Raw genomic sequence first — 15,813 nt, 5'->3', positions numbered from 1 at the left:
GATGGGTTTTTTCGAAGACATGCAGGTCGGCCAGCGCCGCGAGATCGGCGCCTACACCTTCACGGCCGAATCGATCGTCGCCTTCGCGCAGCAGTTCGATCCGCAGCCGTTTCATCTCGACGAGGAGGCGGGCCGTCAATCGCTGTTCGGCGGGCTCGCGGCGTCGGGCTGGCACATCGCCTCGGCGTGCATGCGGCTCTTGGTGCTCGAGCGCCAGCGGGAGGCGGCCGCGGAGGCTGCGCGCGGCGAAGATGTCGCGGTGTGGGGCCCGTCGCCGGGCTTTCGCGATCTGCGCTGGATCAAGCCGGTGCTCGCCGGCGACACCGTCACCTACGCCAATCTGGTCGAATCCGTGCGGCCGTCTGATTCGCGTCCGGAGTGGGGAATCGTCCAGGCCCGCAACACCGGCACCAATCAGCGCGGCGAACTGGTGTTCTCGTTTCTCGCCACGGCCTTCGTGCCGCGGCGTCCGGCGACCGAGTGAGGCGTGCGAGCAACAGCCGTCGGCATTTTAACCTAATGCCGGGTTTTTCGGGGAGACGGGCCCGGAACGGCCACGTTATTAAGACGTTGTGAACCCTGCACGGGCATTGCTCGATAGACCGGCAGGGCAAGGGGATCAGAGGACGATGGCGGACCAAGTAGGACTCAAGTGGGTGGGCTTCATCTTCGCCACCATTACCCTGGCCGTGATTGTCACCACCGGCATGGTGGTGAAGGGCTATGCCGACGGGGCCTACTCGTTCGACGCGCCGACCGTTACGACCTCCAGCCGCTGAGCTGACGTCGCCGAGCGCGCGCTTCGCCGCTCCTTAAGACTTCCTCACCAAGCCAGTCTCACCCACGAAAAATGCAGCCACCTCGCGATGGCTGCATTGGATTCGGCGTGGGCTTCTGCTCGAGCGTCGCGCGCGGCCTCAGCCGTTGCGCAGGTTCTCGGCGGAGCGTTTCCACTGCGAGACGTTGTCGGCGATCATGCGGGTCGACTTCATCGCCTGCTGGCTGAGCTGGGCGTAGCCCGAGATCTCGCGCTGGACGCGCTGGCCTTCGGCGTGCAGCAGGTCGCGCAGCGCTTCGAGTTCACCGATCAGGTTCTCGATCTCGGCGAGTGAGGTGCCGGCGACGCGCTGGATCAGCGAATTGACGTTGGAGACGGTGGCCTCCGCGCTGGCGTCGAGCGACGGCGCGGGCGACGACGGCGCGGTCGAGGACGCCGGCGTCTCGGTGCCGCTCAGCGCGCCCGGCGACGGCCGGCGCAGATAGGCGATGTCGTTGCGGACGAAGTCGCGGATACCGGCTTCGACTTCGGAGACCGCAGCGAGGTTCTCGTCGGTCTCGGGCGTGTCGAGTTTCTCGGATGGAATGGCATTCATCGGCTGTTCCCCTTGGTGAGCGTCGAGCAGCGCGGTGTGTCCCCGCACGCCATTTGCGCAGCTATCAGTGCAGCGCATTTTGACCGCATCGCGGCCAATCTGCGGCGGCCACCCGGTGTTTCCACGAATTCGCTAACCAAGTCCTAACAGCCGCAGCCGGAGCCTGCGCTCAGGCGATCCGCGGCAGGTCGATCGGATGGCCGATCGCCTGTTCGACCAGGTCGAACGTATCGATCAGAATCCGCATGCTGACCAGCTTGCCGGCCCTGAACTGCGCGAACTGCGCCAGTCGCAGGCTGATCGGCTTGTTGGTATCGAGCGCGGTCAGCGAGTAGCGGATCATCGATGCGGAGGTGTCGACGCCGAGCATGATCGCCTCGCGATCGTAGCGATGGATGCGGATGTTGTCGGCGATCTGCCGGCAGACCTCGAGCACCGCGGCCTTGCCGTGGCGCGCGCCGAAGAACGGAAACATCTCGATCGGGCCATAGATCGCCCAATCGACGTCCTCGTCGATGATATTCGCCAGGTCATCAAGTCGGCGTTCGTCGAGCGCGCGATGCAAAGCGCGCGAGAAACGCCAGAGGCTGTGCTCTGTCATGAATTGGTCCGGGTCGTGAGAACTGGGGTTACTTCGGGACAGCGGCGCCAGGGCGACATCGATGTCGCCACGCCTTTGCTGCGCTAATGCGAACGGATTAGAACCATTTGATTAAACTTGCAACTACTTTTTGTGCAGTGCACAAAAAATGGCGGGGCCCGAGTTCCGCCTGAAACAGCGGCAGAACCCGCCTCTCCGGCTAGGTTTCATCTTGTTTGTGTACAAATGACTCGGGGTCTGCCCCGGTTCCGGCCGTCGCGGCCGCCGCCGTCCGGGCCAACAGCCGGGGGCGCGGCGTCCGCTCACCAAGAGTTGACCGCCCGCGCCCGCGCATTCGCGCTGCGTCCGTCGATCAGGCGCTCTGGCCGACGGCGTTTGCACGCGTGCCGTCTAGGCGACCGGGTTGGTCGCCGCAGGCCGCGCGTGTGCAATCTTGTCGAACTACTAGGCCTTCGCTTTGCCCGCCTTGCGCTTCGCCGGCTTGTTGCCGGGTTTCGGCCTCGCGGCCTTCGCGGCGGTGGTGCCGCCGCCGGCCTTCTTCGCCACCGGTTTGGTCTCCGCAGCGACGGCGGCCGCCGCGGTCTCGGCCGCCTTGCGCATCGCGCGGGCGTAGGAGTCCGCCGCGTTGTCGGCCGCGACCTGCAGCCGCTTCGCCGCGGCGAGGCCTTGCTCCATCGCCGCCTTGGCGAGTTCCTTGGCGCGCGCCTTGCCGCCGGCGTCCTTCGCCTTGGCGGCGAGGCCGAGATAGTGATCGCGCCGGGCCTTCACCGCGCCGGTGAGCGTCTTGTTCTGCTGCTTCGCAAGCTGCCGGATGATGCCATCCAGATCGGCGTCGGCCATTCCTGTAGTCCCCCAGATCAACGAACATTCGTTGCGGCGGAATATGCGTGGCCGCGCAGCGAATGGCAATTCGCCGCGCAGGGCGTGTCGGCGCGCGGCGGGCTTGACTTCGCAACCCGCTCGGACAATCTCGCGCCCAACAAAATCCAAGAACCCTGGGAGAACAAGAAAATGGCCGAAGCCTACATCATCGACGCCGTCCGCACCCCGCGCGGGATCGGCAAGGTCGGCAAGGGCAAACTGGCGGAGATGCATCCGCAACATCTCGCCGCCGCCGTGCTCAAGGCCATCGCCGAGCGCAACAAACTCAACACCGCCGAAGTCGACGACATCATCTGGTCGACCTCGACCCAGCGCGGCAAGCAGGGCGGCGACCTCGGCCGCATGGCGGCGCTCGACGCCGGCTACGACATCAAGGCCTCCGGCACCACGCTCGACCGTTTCTGCGGCGGCGGCATCACCGCGGTGAACTTCGCCGCGGCGCAGATCATGAGCGGCATGGAGGACGTGGTGATCGCCGGCGGCACCGAGATGATGTCGCTGACCGGCGCAATGGCCGCCGAGGACATGGCGGCCGGCAAGCCGCCGCTCGGCATGGGCTCGGGCAACGCCCGGCTCGCCAAGGTGCATCCGCAGTCGCATCAGGGAATCTGCGGCGACGCCATTGCCAGCATGGAAGGCATCAGCCGCGAGGCGCTCGACGCGCTCGGGCTGGAGAGCCAGCGCCGCGCCGCGATCGCCATCAAGGAAGGCCGCTTCGACAAGAGCATCGTTCCGGTCAAGGACGACGACGGCAACGTCGTACTGGCGAAGGACGAGTATCCGCGCCCCGAAACCACCGCCGAAGGCCTCGCCGCGCTGAAGCCGGCCTTCACCGCGATGGCGGACTATCCGCTCGACGACAAGGGCACGACCTATCGCAAGCAGATCAACCAGAAGTATCCCGACCTCGAGATCAAGCACGTCCACCACGCCGGCAATTCCTCGGGCGTGGTCGACGGCGCCGCCGCGGTGCTGCTGACCTCGAAGGCCTACGCCGACGCCCACGGCCTCAAGCCGCGCGCGAAAATCGTGGCGATGGCCAATATCGGCGACGACCCGACGCTGATGCTGAACGCCCCGGTGCCGGCGGCCAAGAAGGTGCTGGCCAAGGCCGGGCTCACCAAGGACGACATCGACCTGTGGGAGATCAACGAAGCCTTCGCCGTGGTCACCGAGAAGTTCATCCGCGACCTCGATCTCGATCGTGAGAAGGTCAACGTCAACGGCGGCGCGATCGCGCTCGGCCACCCGATCGGCGCCACCGGCGCGATCCTGATCGGCACCGTGCTCGACGAACTGGAGCGCCGCGGCCTCAAGCGCGGTCTCGTCACGATGTGCGCCGCCGGCGGCATGGCGCCCGCGATCATCATCGAGCGGGTGTGAGGCGAGGGGACGGCTACGCACGGTGCGGCAGCGAGCCGCCGCTCGCGCGTCGTTGAGGCACTGAGCTGACTGAAAAGGGCGGCGCCGGATGCGCCGCCCTTTGTTTTTGCCTAAACTCTCCATCCGTCATGGCCGGGCTCGACCCGGCCATCCACGTCCTTGCTTGGCTCGTTTTGAAGAGGTGGAGGCCTGCGACGCGTGCGGACAGGACAATCGAGCATTGTCCTCTCAACGTCATTGCGAGCGCAGCGAAGCAATCCAGCATTGCTGTGCACGGGGCGCTGGATTGCTTCGTCGGCTTCGCCTCCTCGCAATGACGGAGCCACAGTTTCGAGACCGTAGGATGGGTTGAGCGCAGCGAAACCCATCAGCACGCACGGTCTGACGATGGGTTTCACTGCGTTCAACCCATCCTACGATCCGCGATCGTGCCTATATGACATGGATGCCTCAGACATCCCCCGCCATCCTCCGCCCCAAACGTCCGCCGCCGGTGCTGATCTGTGGCAAGTGCCTGTCCCGCATCGACGACGGCAAGACACTCAAGCAGGCGCTGAAGGCCGAGCTGAAGAGCCGCGTCGCCGCGCATGGCGGCAAGCGCGCCAGGCTCGTCACCACCGGCTGCCTCGGCATCTGCCCGAAGCGCGCCGTCGTCACCGCCAGCGTGACGACGCTGGGGCGCGGTGAGTATGTGCTGGTGGAGGACGCGAAGGGGGCAGGGGAGGCGGTGGCGGTGCTGATGCCGGAATAGCGTCCGGTCCTCCATCGTGCCCGACGGTACTGATCGCTGCGGCATTCCAGCACGGCGTTCTCACACAGTCTTGTGAACCGGCGAGCGATCGTCGAGGCAACGCTGCCGGGGGCGTCGCGTTGGTCCGATAGGCCAACAGCGAAAAGGAGGGAATATGAAGAATTACCTGTCGATGGTTCTCGCGGGAAGTATGCTTGTCGGCGGCGCGACGGTGGCTGCGGCCGACAGCATGTCGAAGTCGGAAAACCGCGCCGACAACATGTCGCAGACCACGGTCGGATCGACCGCGAAGGGCGGCCGGCTGACGCTGAGCGATGAGCAGAAGCGGCAATTGTGGAGCCGGATCAGCGAGGGCGCCCGCGAGCAAGATGCCCCCGACGGCTTCAAAGGCAAGGTCGGCGAGACCGTTCCGAGCGGCATCCGGATCGAGCGGTTGCCTCAGCAGGCGCAGCAGGACGTGCCGATCGTCCGCAACTATCGCTACGCCATGCTCGACGACAAGATCGTGCTGGTCAATCCGAACAACGATCGGGTGGCCGGGGTGATCCGCGAGCAGTAAGCACCGGCCCCCGGGGCGCACCGTCTCCGCCGTTTTCCAGAATCCTGGTTGCGGCGGGGACGTAGCGCGTCCCTTGCCTCTTCTTTCGTGCTGCCCCCTATGCCGCGCGCGGTTGCGCCACCAGGCTGATGCCGAGCGCATGCAGCCCCCTCAGCACGGTCGCGAATTCCGGCTTGGCGTCGCCGCCGAGCGCGCGATACAGGTTCTCCCGCGACAGCCCGGTGTCCTCCGCGACGCCGCTCATGCCTTTGGCGCGCGCGACCGCGCCGATCGCCTTGGTAATCAGCACCGGGTCCTCGGATTCGAACGCTTCGGTGAGATACTCTGCGATCATTTCCGGGCTCTCGAGATAGTCGGCCACGTCGAACGGTGTGGTGCGCACCAGGCTCAATCCTCCAACTCCCGGGCCAGTCGCTTCCGCAGCCCGTCTACTCCGCGGCGAGAACGCGGACGCGCGGCTCGATCGCGGGCCAGTCTGCGGCGCGGGCGCGGCGCAGGTCGTAGGAGGCCTGCAGGTTCATCCACAGTTCGGGCGTCGTGCCGAAATATTTCGCCAGCCGCAGGGCGACGGCAGCGGTGATGGCGGAGCGGCCGTGCACGATGTCGTTGATCCGTGCCGGGTTGACGTCGATGTCGCGCGCCAGCCGGTTCTGGCTGATGCCGTTCGGCCGCATGAACTCCTCAATCAGAATCTCGCCGGGAGGAATCGGGGGGAGTTGCTTGGTCTTGGCCATCCTGACCGCCTCTAGTGATAGTCCACAATCTCGACCATCTCCGCGCCGTCGTCGCGCCATTCGAAGCAGATCCGCCATTGATCGTTGATGCGGATCGAGTATTGACCGCGGCGATCCCCTTTCAGAGCTTCGAGCCTGTTGCCGGGAGGCTGGCGCAGATCATCCAGCTTCGCGGCACCATCCAGTAGGAGCAACTTGCGCCGGGCCTGCCGCTCGATGGCGCGGAAACGCGGCACATCCTCGTCGGCGAACAATCGCGCGGTCGCCTGGCTCCGGAACGAGCGGATCATCGCGGAAGGCTATTCTCCCGAAGGGAATAGCGCAAGGGGAATGGCCCCGGCACCCGCTACCTCTTCTTCCACCCCCCGCGATGCCCCGGTGCGCCGCCGCTGCTGCGCGGCGCCGGGCCGAATTCCGGACCCGACTCGCGGCTGTTGGTCGGCTGGAAGATCCTGCTTTCGGTGCCCGGGCCCATCTCGTCGAGCGTCGGCTTGCGCGGCTTGGCGCGTTGCACTTTCTTCACTTCGTGCCAGCCGGCGATGCCCATTTCGTCGAGGTCGGGCTTGTGCACCTTGCTGCGCGGGGTGTTGTTGCCGCCGCGTTCGGTCGAGAGTTTCGGCAGGTTGGCGGAGGCGCCGAATTGTTTGTCGCCCTTGTAGCTGCCGGCCTTGGCGGCGACGCCGCGCTGCTTCACCGTCGGATCGTCGCTCACCGCCAACTCGGTGGCGCGCAGGCGTTTGACCTCGTCGCGCAACCGCGCGGCTTCCTCGAAGTTGAGGTCGGCGGCGGCCTCGCGCATCCGCGTTTCGAGATCGGCCAGCACGGCGCCGAAATTGTGCCCGATCACCGCGGCGTCGTCGGTGAAGCCCGAGCCCTTGCCGTCGCCGATCTCGACCAGCACGTGGTCGCGCTCGTACACCGAGCCCAGAATATCTCCGATCGACTTCTTGATGCTCTCCGGCGTGATGCCGTGCGCGGTGTTGTATTCGATCTGCTTCTCGCGGCGGCGGCCGGTCTCGTCCATCGCGCGCTGCATCGAGCCGGTGATGTGGTCGGCGTAGAGGATCACCTTGCCGTCGACGTTTCGCGCGGCGCGGCCGATGGTCTGGATCAGCGAGGTCTCGCTGCGCAGGAATCCCTCTTTGTCCGCGTCGAGGATCGCCACCAGTGCGCATTCCGGAATGTCGAGGCCTTCGCGCAGCAGATTGATGCCGACCAGCGCGTCGAACGCGCCGAGCCGCAGGTCGCGGATGATCTCGATGCGCTCGATGGTGTCGATGTCGGAGTGCATGTAGCGCACGCGGATTCCCTGCTCATGCAGGAACTCGGTGAGGTCTTCCGCCATCCGCTTGGTCAGCACGGTGATCAGCGAGCGATAGCCGGCATTGGCGGTGGCGCGGACTTCGCCGACCAGATCGTCCACTTGCGTGCGCGCCGGGCGGATGTCGACCGGCGGGTCGATCAGCCCGGTCGGGCGGATCACCTGTTCGACGAACACGCCGCCGGATTCGTTCAATTCCCACGCCGCCGGCGTCGCCGACACCGCCACGCTCTGCGGCCGCATCATGTCCCATTCCTCGAAGCGCAGCGGCCGGTTGTCCATGCAGGACGGCAGCCGGAAGCCGTATTCGGCCAGCGTCGCCTTGCGCCGGAAGTCGCCTTTGAACATGCCGCCGATCTGCGGCACGGTGACGTGGCTCTCGTCGGCGAACACCAGCGCGTTGTCGGGCACGTATTCGAACAGCGTCGGCGGCGGCTCGCCGGGGCGGCGGCCGGTGAGGTAGCGTGAGTAGTTCTCGATGCCGGCGCAGCTGCCGGTCGCCTCCATCATCTCGATGTCGAAGGTGGTGCGCTGCTCCAGCCGCTGCGCCTCCAAGAGGCGGCCCTGCGCGTGCAGCTGATCGAGCCGCCATTTCAACTCGCTCTTGATCGACTTGATCGCCTGGATCAGCGTCGGCCGCGGCGTCACATAGTGCGAATTGGCGTAGATCTTGACGAATTCCAGCTCGTCCTGCTTGTGGCCGGTGAGCGGGTCGAACTCCTCGATCGCCTCGACCTCGTCGCCGAACATCTTCACCCGCCAGGCGCGGTCTTCATAGTGCGCCGGGAAAATGTCGATGACATCACCGCGTACGCGAAACGTGCCGCGGGTGAAGTCGGCCTGCGTCCGCTTGTATTGCAGCGCCACCAGATCGGCGATCAGCGCGCGCTGGTCGATCCGCTCGCCCTTCTTCAGCGCGAAGGTCATCGCCGTGTAGGTCTCGACCGAGCCGATACCGTAGATGCACGACACCGAGGCGACGATGATGACGTCGTCGCGCTCCAGCAGCGCGCGCGTCGCCGAATGCCGCATCCGGTCGATCTGCTCGTTGATCGAGGAGTCCTTCTCGATATAGGTGTCGGTGCGCGGGACGTAGGCCTCGGGCTGGTAGTAGTCGTAATACGAGACGAAATACTCGACGGCGTTGTCCGGGAAGAAGCTCTTGAACTCGCCGTAGAGCTGCGCCGCCAGCGTCTTGTTCGGCGCCAGAATGATCGCCGGCCGCTGCGTCGCCTCGATCACCTTGGCCATGGTGTAGGTCTTGCCCGAGCCGGTGACGCCGAGCAGCACCTGGGTGCGATCGTTGCGGTCGATGCCTTCGACCAGTTCCTTGATGGCGGTCGGCTGGTCGCCCTTCGGCTCGTAGTCCGACTTGATGACGAAGCGCACGCCGCCTTCGGATTTCTCCGGCCGCGGCGGCCGGTGCGGCACCCACAGCTTGACGTTGCCGTCATCGCCCTTGAATTCCGGCCGGCCCTCGCGGATCAGGCTCTCCAGCGCCTCGGCGGTGGCCTGCACGCCGAGCGCCTCCATCTTGTTGCGCGGCGGCCGCGCCATCGCGGCCGCGTCGTCCTCCTCGGTCGGCAGCCCGAGCTGCCGCGCCAGTTCCGGATCCAGCGTCGGGATGGTGGCGGCGGTGCCGTAATTGGCTTGCGGGGCTTCGTCGAAGCCGCCGCGCCGCGCGCCCGGCGGCTGCGGTGCGGGTTGAAGTGACGTCGGCCGCGGCGCGGCTTCGTCGCCCAACGTCTTCGCCGTCGAGGCCCGGCCGCGATGCACCGCGGCTTCGCCGCCGGTGCGGCGGTCGCGTGAATTGTCCGGCGGCGGCTGCAGCCCGGTGCCCGAGCCCATCCCGGCATCGCCGCGGTTGATCGCCGGGTTGAGCAGTTCCGCCAGCGCCGGCCCGATCGGCTTCACGTCCGGCCGATGCGCCTTGGATTTCGGCGCCTTGGACGGAGCCTTGGACGGAGCCTTGGACAGCGCCTTGGCTTTCGCGCGGGGCTTGCTTTGGGAATCGGGAGATTTGGCCATGGGCGGAATATGGGACCGGGGGCGCAGCGTGAAAAGGGCGAGTCTTGCATGCGCGCCTCGCGGCATCTCCGCATGCCCGCAGCCCGGTTCCCTATATTGACTCGGCGCGGCGTTCCGTCAAAGTTCATGCAATCGCATCCACTTTGCAAGCGTCAGCCACAGGAAACACCCGATGATCGATTTGTATTACTGGACCACGCCGAACGGCCACAAGATCACGATGTTTCTCGAAGAGGCGGAACTCGGTTACAAGATCGTGCCGGTGAACATCGGCAAGGGCGACCAGTTCAAGCCGGATTTTCTGGCGATCGCGCCGAACAACCGGATGCCGGCGATCGTCGATCACGCGCCTGCCGGCGGCGGCAAGCCGCTGTCGGTGTTCGAATCCGGCGCGATCCTGCTGTATCTGGCCGACAAGACCGGGCGCTTCCTGCCGAAGGATCTCTACGGCCGCAACGACGCGCTGCAATGGCTGTTCTGGCAGATGGGCGGGCTCGGGCCGATGGCCGGGCAGAACCACCATTTCAACAACTACGCGCCCGAGAAAATCCCCTACGCCATCAACCGCTACGTCAACGAGACCAACCGGCTCTACGGCGTGCTCAACAAGCGCCTCGCCGACCGCGACTTCCTCGCCGGCGAGTATTCAATTGCCGATATGGCGAGCTATCCGTGGATCGTGCCGCACAAGAACCAGAGCCAGAACATCGACGACTTCCCGAATCTGAAGCGCTGGCTCGAGGCGATCGCCGCGCGCCCGGCGACCGTGCGCGCCTACGCCAGGGCCAAGGAGGTCAACCCCGATTTCGGCCAGCCGACGATCCGCACCGAGGACGAAAAGAAGTTGCTGTTTGGCCAGACCGCCGCGGTGGTGAAGTAATTGGTGTCGTCATTCCGGGGCGCGCGCAGCGCGAACCCGGAATCCCGGCGTTCAGATCACCGCGAGATTCCGGGTCGCCGCTGCGCGGCACCCCGGAATGACGGCCGTCGTATCACCAATCCCGTCATGCCCGGGCTTGACCCGGGCATCCATCCTCTTGAAGAAGGATGGATCGCCGGATCAAGTCCGGCGATGACGCGCAGCGGTGAGGCGGACGCAAGACGATCACGCCGGCGTTGCCGACACGTAACAGGGCTGGGGACCGCACCATGACTCTCAAACTGTTCGAACTGGTCGGCGCCGACGCGACGCGGCCGTTTTCGCCGTATTGCTGGCGGATCCGGATGGCACTGGCGCACAAGGGGCTCGAAGCCGAGACCATCCCGTGGCGCTTCACCGAGAAATCGGCGATCGCGCCGTACAGCTCCGAGAAGGTGCCGGTGCTGCTCGACGGCGACAAATCCGTCTGCGACTCCTGGACGATCGCGAATTATCTCGAAGATACTTATCCCGACCGGCCGTCGCTGTTCGGCGGCGACGGCGGCCGCGCGATGGCGCGGATGATCAACGCCTGGGGCGACGTCACCCTGGTCGCCGGCCTGGCGCCGCTGATCGTTGCCGACATCGTCCAGCAGCTCGGTCCCGACGACGCCGCGTATTTCCGCCAGTCCCGAGAGGCGCGCTTCGGCAGGACGCTGGCGGAGGTCGCGAGCACGCGCGACACCGCGGTCGAAGGCTTCCGCAAGTCGCTCGACCCGCTGCGGCTGACGCTGAAGACGCAGCCCTTCATCGGCGGCGCGCAGCCGAACTACGCCGACTACATCGCGTTCGGCGGCTTCCAGTGGGCCCGCGCCGTCAGCGATTTCGCGCTGCTGAAGCCCGACGATCCGGTCCACGCCTGGCGCGACCGGCTGCTCGACGCGTTCGGCGGCATGGCGCGCCGCTCCGGCGGCTATCCGGTGTGATCGGCCCGCGGGCACGCCGCGTCGCCGCGCGGCGGTTCCCGATCACGTCTGGTTGACTTTCTGATCGTCCGGCGCGCGGCGATCGCATGACGGCGCGGCATCGTCCGGCTGCGCGGAACGATCGCGCGCGGCTGCTGTTGGCGGTGACACAACAGGACGGATTCATGACCGACAAGTTCACTCGACGAGATGTGGTCGGCGGCGCCGGCGCCGGTGTGATCGGCGTCGCGGCCGCGGCCGCGCCGGCCTTCGCGCAGGATTCCCGGACCGTCGGCACCACCGGCCGCAGCCCCGAGGCGACGATGCAGAACCCGATCGACAAATATCCGAGGCCGCCGTTCCAGCGTCAGGAACAGCCGTGGCCCGGCCTGGCCTCGAAGATGAACCCACCGCCGGATCACGGCGAGCAGAGCTATAAGGGCTCCGGCCGCCTCGCCGGGCGCAAGGCACTGATCACCGGCGGCGATTCCGGCATGGGCCGCGCCGCGGCGATCGCCTTCGCGCGCGAAGGCGCCGACGTCGCCATCAACTATCTGCCGGCCGAAGAAGAAGACGCGCAGCAGGTGATCAAGCTGATCAAGGACGCCGGCCGCAACGGCGTCGCCATCCCCGGCGATCTGCGCGACGAGAATTTCTGCAGGCAGCTCGTCGAGCAGACGGTGCAGCAGCTCGGTGGCCTCGACATTCTCGTCAACAACGCGGCACGGCAGCAGACCCGCGCCTCCATCCTCGACATCAGCTCGGAGGATTTCGACGCGACGATGAAGACCAACATCTACGCGCCGTTCTGGACCACCAAGGCGGCGCTGCCGCATCTGAAGCCCGGCTCCTGCATCATCGGCACCTCGTCGGAGCAGGCCACCGATCCGTCGGCGGAATTGTACGACTACGCCCAGACCAAGGCGGCGACCACCAACTACGTCCGCTCGCTCGCCAAGCAGCTCGCGCCGAAGGGCATCCGGGTCAACGCGGTCGCGCCCGGTCCGATCTGGACGCCGCTGCAGGTTTCCGGCGGCGCCACGATGGAGAAGCTGGAGAAGTTCGGCGGCACCACGCCGATGGGCCGCCCCGGCCAGCCGGCCGAGCTGTGCTCGATCTACGTCCAGCTCGCCGCCAACGACGCCAGCTATTCCACCGGCCAGGTCTACGGCGCCATGGGCGGCGGCGGGCTGCCGTAGCGTTCAGACGCTGACTTCGACCACACGACGCGTCATGCCCGGCCTTGTGCCGGGCATCCACGTTTGACGGCCGACGATACGAAGCAAGCCGTGGATGGCCGGGGCAAGCCCGGCCATGACGTCGGGATGTTTGGCAGAGCCCGCGACGCGAGACCCGTCATCCTGAGAGAGCCCGCGACGTGCGACCCGTCATCCTGAGAGCCTGCCCCGGACTTGATCCGGGGTGCGAGCGCAGCGAGCCTCGAAGGATGGGCCGCGGGCATGCGACCGCCGCCGCTCGTCTCCGCATCCTTCGAGGCGCGCAAGGGCGCGCACCTCAGGATGACGGCGCTGTAGGCGCTAGCCCATCAGCCCAGCAAGCGCCTTAAGCCGCACTCTTCTTCGCCCGCATCAGATCGCTGAACCTGCGGAACAGATAGTGCGAGTCGCGCGGGCCCGGCGAAGCCTCCGGGTGATACTGCACCGAGAACACCGGCCGGTCGGCCAGCGCGATGCCGCAATTGCTGTCGTCGAACAGCGACACGTGGGTCTGCTGCACATTGTCCGGCAGCGTGGTCTTGTCGACCGCGAAGCCGTGGTTCATCGAGGTGATCTCGACCTTGCCGGTGGTGAGATCCTTGACCGGATGATTGGCGCCGTGGTGGCCCTGATGCATCTTCACGGTCTTGCCGCCGAGCGCCAGGCCGAGCATCTGGTGGCCGAGACAAATGCCGAAGGTCGGCACGCCCGACGCGATCACCTCACGGATCACCGGCACCGCGTATTTGCCGGTGGCGGCCGGGTCGCCCGGGCCGTTCGACAGGAACACGCCGTCCGGCTTCAGCGCCAGAATGTCTTCGGCCGAGGTGGTCGCCGGCACTACCGTGACCTTGCAGCCTTCGCCGGCGAGCAGCCGCAGGATGTTGCGCTTGACGCCGTAGTCGATCGCCACAACGTGAAACTCAGGCTTGTCCTGCCGGCCGAAACCTTCGCCCCAGGCCCACGGCGTCTCGTCCCAGCTGAAGCGCTGCGCCGAGGTCACCATCGGCACCAGGTCCATGCCCTCGAGGCCGGGCCATTCGCGGGCTTCTTCCTTCAGCGCGTGCAGGTCGAACTTGCCGTCCGGCGCGTGGGCGATCACCGCGTTCGGCATGCCCTTGTCGCGGATCAGCGCGGTCAGCGCGCGGGTGTCGATGCCCGACAGGCCGATGATGCCGCGCGCCTTCAGCCAGCCGTCGAGATTGCGCGACGAGCGATAATTCGACGGGTCGGTGATGGCGCTGCGCAGGATCACCCCGCGGGCTCCCGGCGTCGCCGCCATGTTCACCGTCTCGATATCCTCGTCGTTGGTGCCGACATTGCCGATATGCGGGAAGGTGAAGGTGATGAGCTGCCCGGCATAGGACGGATCGGTGAGGATCTCCTCATAGCCGGTCATCGCGGTGTTGAAGCAGACCTCGCCGACGGCGTGCCCCTCCGCGCCGAGGCCGAAGCCCTCGAACACGGTGCCATCGGCGAGCACGAGCAGCGCGGTCGGTTTGTGGTCCGGCCAGGCGGGATTGGATGCTGAATTGGTCATGAGCGCATTACATAGTCCGAGGCCCTGCCGACGTCAAAGCGCGCAGCAGGGCAATTCGTTCGGTTTTCGACGATATTTGACAGGGGATTTTCGCTGTCTAGTTTCGTGACCGGCCGCGCGGGACGGATTCGTGCGCCAAGGGAGGTTTCATGGACACTTCGTTGCCGATCGTGCTGATTCCGGGGCTGGCCGGCTCGCCGCGGATCTACGCCCCGGTGCTGCCGGCGCTGTGGGGCCGCGGCCCGGTGACGGTCGCCAACCACATCCGCGACGACAGCATGGCGGCGATCGCCCGCCGGATCCTGGCCGAGGCGCCGCCGCGCTTCGCGCTGGCCGGGCATTCGATGGGCGGCTACATCGCCTTCGAGATCATGCGGCAGGCGCCGGAGCGGGTGGCGCGGCTGGCCTTGATCAACACCCAGGCGCGGCCGGACAGCCCGGAGGCCAGCGAGCGCCGCACCCGGCAGATCGCGCAGGCCGAATCCGGCCAGCTTCATGCGGTGCTCGACGTTCTGTATCCGGGCTTCGTGCATCCGGCGCGCCGCGAGGATCACGCCTTGCAGCGCATCGTCCACGAGATGGGCGACGATGTCGGCGCCGCCGGCTTCGTCCGCCAGCAGCGCGCGATCATCGCCCGCGCCGATTCGCGCCCCACCCTGGGGACGATCCGCTGCCCGACCCTGGTGATCTCCGGCGACTCCGACGCCACCATTCCCAACAGCCTGTCGCAGGAGATGGCGGACGGCATCGAAGGCGCCAGACTTGTGATCATCCCCGATTGCGGTCACCTGCCGCAGATCGAGCAGCCGGCCGCCACGGCGGCCGCGCTGGTGGACTGGCTGCGGAACTAGTGTTGTTTCAGGGCCGGAGACGGCCTACATCAGGCGCGACAGACCGTCCCCTCGTCATTGCGAGGAGCGCAGCGACGAAGCAATCCAGAGCCCCGGATGCGGAGCCCTGGATTGCTTCGCTTCGCTCGCAATGACGGTGAAGTCGAGGACGACATTTCAAGGAGCCCGACATGCTGCGCGACGATATCAACAACGCCGTCAAGGACGCGATGCGCGCCAAGGACGAGCGCAAGCTCTCGACGCTGCGGATGATGAATTCGACCATCAAGAACGCCGACATCGAGGCGCGCGGGCAGGGCAAGCCGCCGCTCAGCGACGGCGATCTGCTCGGCGTGTTCCAGAAGATGATCAAGCAGCGCCAGGAATCGGTCGAGCTCTACGACAAGGGCGGCCGCGCCGAGCTGGCCGATCAGGAGCGCGCCGAGATCGCGGTGATCCAGGCCTATCTGCCGCAGCAGATGTCCGAGGACGACGTCAAATCCGCGATCGCCGCAACCATCACCGAAACCGGCGCCGCCGGCATCAAGGACATGGGCAAGGTGATCGCCGCCCTGAAGGCGAAATACGCCGGCCAGATGGATTTCGGCAAGGCCAGCGGTTTGGTCAAGGCGGCGCTGACCGGTTAGCACCGACCTCACCTCTCCCCGCGCGCGGGGAGAGGTCGCCCGGCGTAGCGCAGCGAAGCCGGGCGGAGGGGGCGTTTCCACAAAGCCGAGAGTCCGCGACTCGCCTCGCCCCTCACCCCGACC

Annotated in this window: 18 protein-coding genes; 10 read left to right on the top strand and 8 right to left on the bottom strand. The window is 66.6% G+C overall.

Going from position 1 to position 15,813, the window contains the following annotated elements:
- Position 1: 1 nt before the first annotated feature.
- Together ACTZWT_RS03800 and ACTZWT_RS03795 are read left to right on the top strand one after the other, a co-directional pair.
- Positions 2-484, top strand: coding sequence for a MaoC family dehydratase (locus ACTZWT_RS03800; RefSeq protein WP_444768367.1), 483 nt, complete (start codon positions 2-4; stop codon positions 482-484).
- Positions 485-629: 145 nt separating this feature from the next.
- Entirely contained in the window at positions 630-779 is a 150-nt protein-coding gene (locus ACTZWT_RS03795) for a hypothetical protein (protein WP_322514226.1), read from the top strand.
- Between the two features lie 138 nt (positions 780-917).
- Here the strand turns inward: ACTZWT_RS03795 and ACTZWT_RS03790 are convergent, their stop codons facing one another.
- The 3 genes from ACTZWT_RS03790 to ACTZWT_RS03780 form a co-directional block, all read right to left on the bottom strand.
- Positions 918-1,373 (bottom strand): hypothetical protein, encoded by a 456-nt coding sequence (locus ACTZWT_RS03790; RefSeq protein WP_444768366.1) that lies wholly within the window; start codon positions 1,371-1,373, stop codon positions 918-920.
- Between the two features lie 169 nt (positions 1,374-1,542).
- Positions 1,543-1,974, bottom strand: coding sequence for a nuclear transport factor 2 family protein (locus tag ACTZWT_RS03785; RefSeq protein ID WP_444768365.1), 432 nt, complete (start codon positions 1,972-1,974; stop codon positions 1,543-1,545).
- A gap of 444 nt (positions 1,975-2,418) precedes the next feature.
- Complete coding sequence (locus ACTZWT_RS03780) at positions 2,419-2,814, bottom strand: hypothetical protein (RefSeq protein ID WP_444768364.1); 396 nt, start codon at positions 2,812-2,814, stop codon at positions 2,419-2,421.
- 171 nt (positions 2,815-2,985) lie between these two features.
- Between ACTZWT_RS03780 and ACTZWT_RS03775 the strand changes: the two genes are divergently transcribed.
- The 3 genes from ACTZWT_RS03775 (at position 2,986) to ACTZWT_RS03765 (ending at position 5,549) form a co-directional block, all read left to right on the top strand.
- The gene (locus ACTZWT_RS03775) at positions 2,986-4,239 is read left to right on the top strand and encodes an acetyl-CoA C-acetyltransferase (protein WP_444768363.1); all 1,254 of its coding nucleotides are present in this window, start codon (positions 2,986-2,988) and stop codon (positions 4,237-4,239) included.
- Positions 4,240-4,675: 436 nt separating this feature from the next.
- Complete coding sequence (locus ACTZWT_RS03770; RefSeq protein WP_444768362.1) at positions 4,676-4,990, top strand: (2Fe-2S) ferredoxin domain-containing protein; 315 nt, start codon at positions 4,676-4,678, stop codon at positions 4,988-4,990.
- 154 nt (positions 4,991-5,144) lie between these two features.
- On the top strand, positions 5,145-5,549 hold the full coding sequence (locus tag ACTZWT_RS03765) for a DUF1236 domain-containing protein (RefSeq protein ID WP_444768361.1): 405 nt from the start codon (positions 5,145-5,147) through the stop codon (positions 5,547-5,549).
- Positions 5,550-5,646: 97 nt separating this feature from the next.
- Here the strand turns inward: ACTZWT_RS03765 and ACTZWT_RS03760 are convergent, their stop codons facing one another.
- The 4 genes from ACTZWT_RS03760 to uvrB are packed head-to-tail and all read right to left on the bottom strand — an operon-like array spanning position 5,647 to position 9,632.
- Complete coding sequence (locus ACTZWT_RS03760; RefSeq protein WP_444768469.1) at positions 5,647-5,934, bottom strand: addiction module antidote protein; 288 nt, start codon at positions 5,932-5,934, stop codon at positions 5,647-5,649.
- Positions 5,935-5,977: 43 nt separating this feature from the next.
- Positions 5,978-6,343 carry a HigA family addiction module antitoxin gene (locus tag ACTZWT_RS03755; protein WP_444768360.1) on the bottom strand — a complete coding sequence of 122 codons (366 nt, stop codon included), beginning with the start codon at positions 6,341-6,343 and terminating at the stop codon, positions 5,978-5,980.
- A complete protein-coding gene (locus ACTZWT_RS03750; protein WP_444768359.1) occupies positions 6,295-6,573 on the bottom strand; it encodes a type II toxin-antitoxin system RelE/ParE family toxin in 279 nt (92 codons plus the stop codon). The genes ACTZWT_RS03755 and ACTZWT_RS03750 overlap by 49 nt, the downstream gene beginning before the upstream one ends.
- A 56-nt stretch (positions 6,574-6,629) precedes the next feature.
- Positions 6,630-9,632 carry an excinuclease ABC subunit UvrB gene (uvrB, locus tag ACTZWT_RS03745; RefSeq protein WP_444768358.1) on the bottom strand — a complete coding sequence of 1,001 codons (3,003 nt, stop codon included), beginning with the start codon at positions 9,630-9,632 and terminating at the stop codon, positions 6,630-6,632.
- 172 nt (positions 9,633-9,804) lie between these two features.
- Between uvrB and ACTZWT_RS03740 the strand changes: the two genes are divergently transcribed.
- From ACTZWT_RS03740 to ACTZWT_RS03730, 3 genes are all read left to right on the top strand, one after another.
- Positions 9,805-10,512 carry a glutathione binding-like protein gene (locus ACTZWT_RS03740; protein WP_444768357.1) on the top strand — a complete coding sequence of 236 codons (708 nt, stop codon included), beginning with the start codon at positions 9,805-9,807 and terminating at the stop codon, positions 10,510-10,512.
- Positions 10,513-10,781: 269 nt separating this feature from the next.
- On the top strand, positions 10,782-11,477 hold the full coding sequence (locus tag ACTZWT_RS03735) for a glutathione S-transferase family protein (protein ID WP_444768356.1): 696 nt from the start codon (positions 10,782-10,784) through the stop codon (positions 11,475-11,477).
- A 302-nt stretch (positions 11,478-11,779) separates the two neighbouring features.
- Positions 11,780-12,655 (top strand): SDR family oxidoreductase, encoded by an 876-nt coding sequence (locus tag ACTZWT_RS03730; RefSeq protein WP_444768468.1) that lies wholly within the window; start codon positions 11,780-11,782, stop codon positions 12,653-12,655.
- A gap of 364 nt (positions 12,656-13,019) precedes the next feature.
- Here ACTZWT_RS03730 and carA read toward each other — a convergent pair whose 3' ends face one another.
- Positions 13,020-14,213 (bottom strand): glutamine-hydrolyzing carbamoyl-phosphate synthase small subunit, encoded by a 1,194-nt coding sequence (gene carA, locus ACTZWT_RS03725; RefSeq protein WP_444768355.1) that lies wholly within the window; start codon positions 14,211-14,213, stop codon positions 13,020-13,022.
- Positions 14,214-14,362: 149 nt separating this feature from the next.
- Between carA and ACTZWT_RS03720 the strand changes: the two genes are divergently transcribed.
- Complete coding sequence (locus ACTZWT_RS03720; protein WP_444768354.1) at positions 14,363-15,064, top strand: alpha/beta fold hydrolase; 702 nt, start codon at positions 14,363-14,365, stop codon at positions 15,062-15,064.
- Positions 15,065-15,234: 170 nt separating this feature from the next.
- Positions 15,235-15,690, top strand: a complete 456-nt coding sequence (locus tag ACTZWT_RS03715; protein ID WP_444768353.1) for a GatB/YqeY domain-containing protein — start codon at positions 15,235-15,237, stop codon at positions 15,688-15,690.
- Positions 15,691-15,813: the final 123 nt, after the last annotated feature.

Source organism: Rhodopseudomonas sp. NSM, from assembly GCF_052445935.1.
GTDB lineage: Bacteria > Pseudomonadota > Alphaproteobacteria > Rhizobiales > Xanthobacteraceae > Rhodopseudomonas.
Note: the sequence above shows the minus strand (reverse complement) of the source record. Positions and strands in the feature narration are given on the sequence as shown.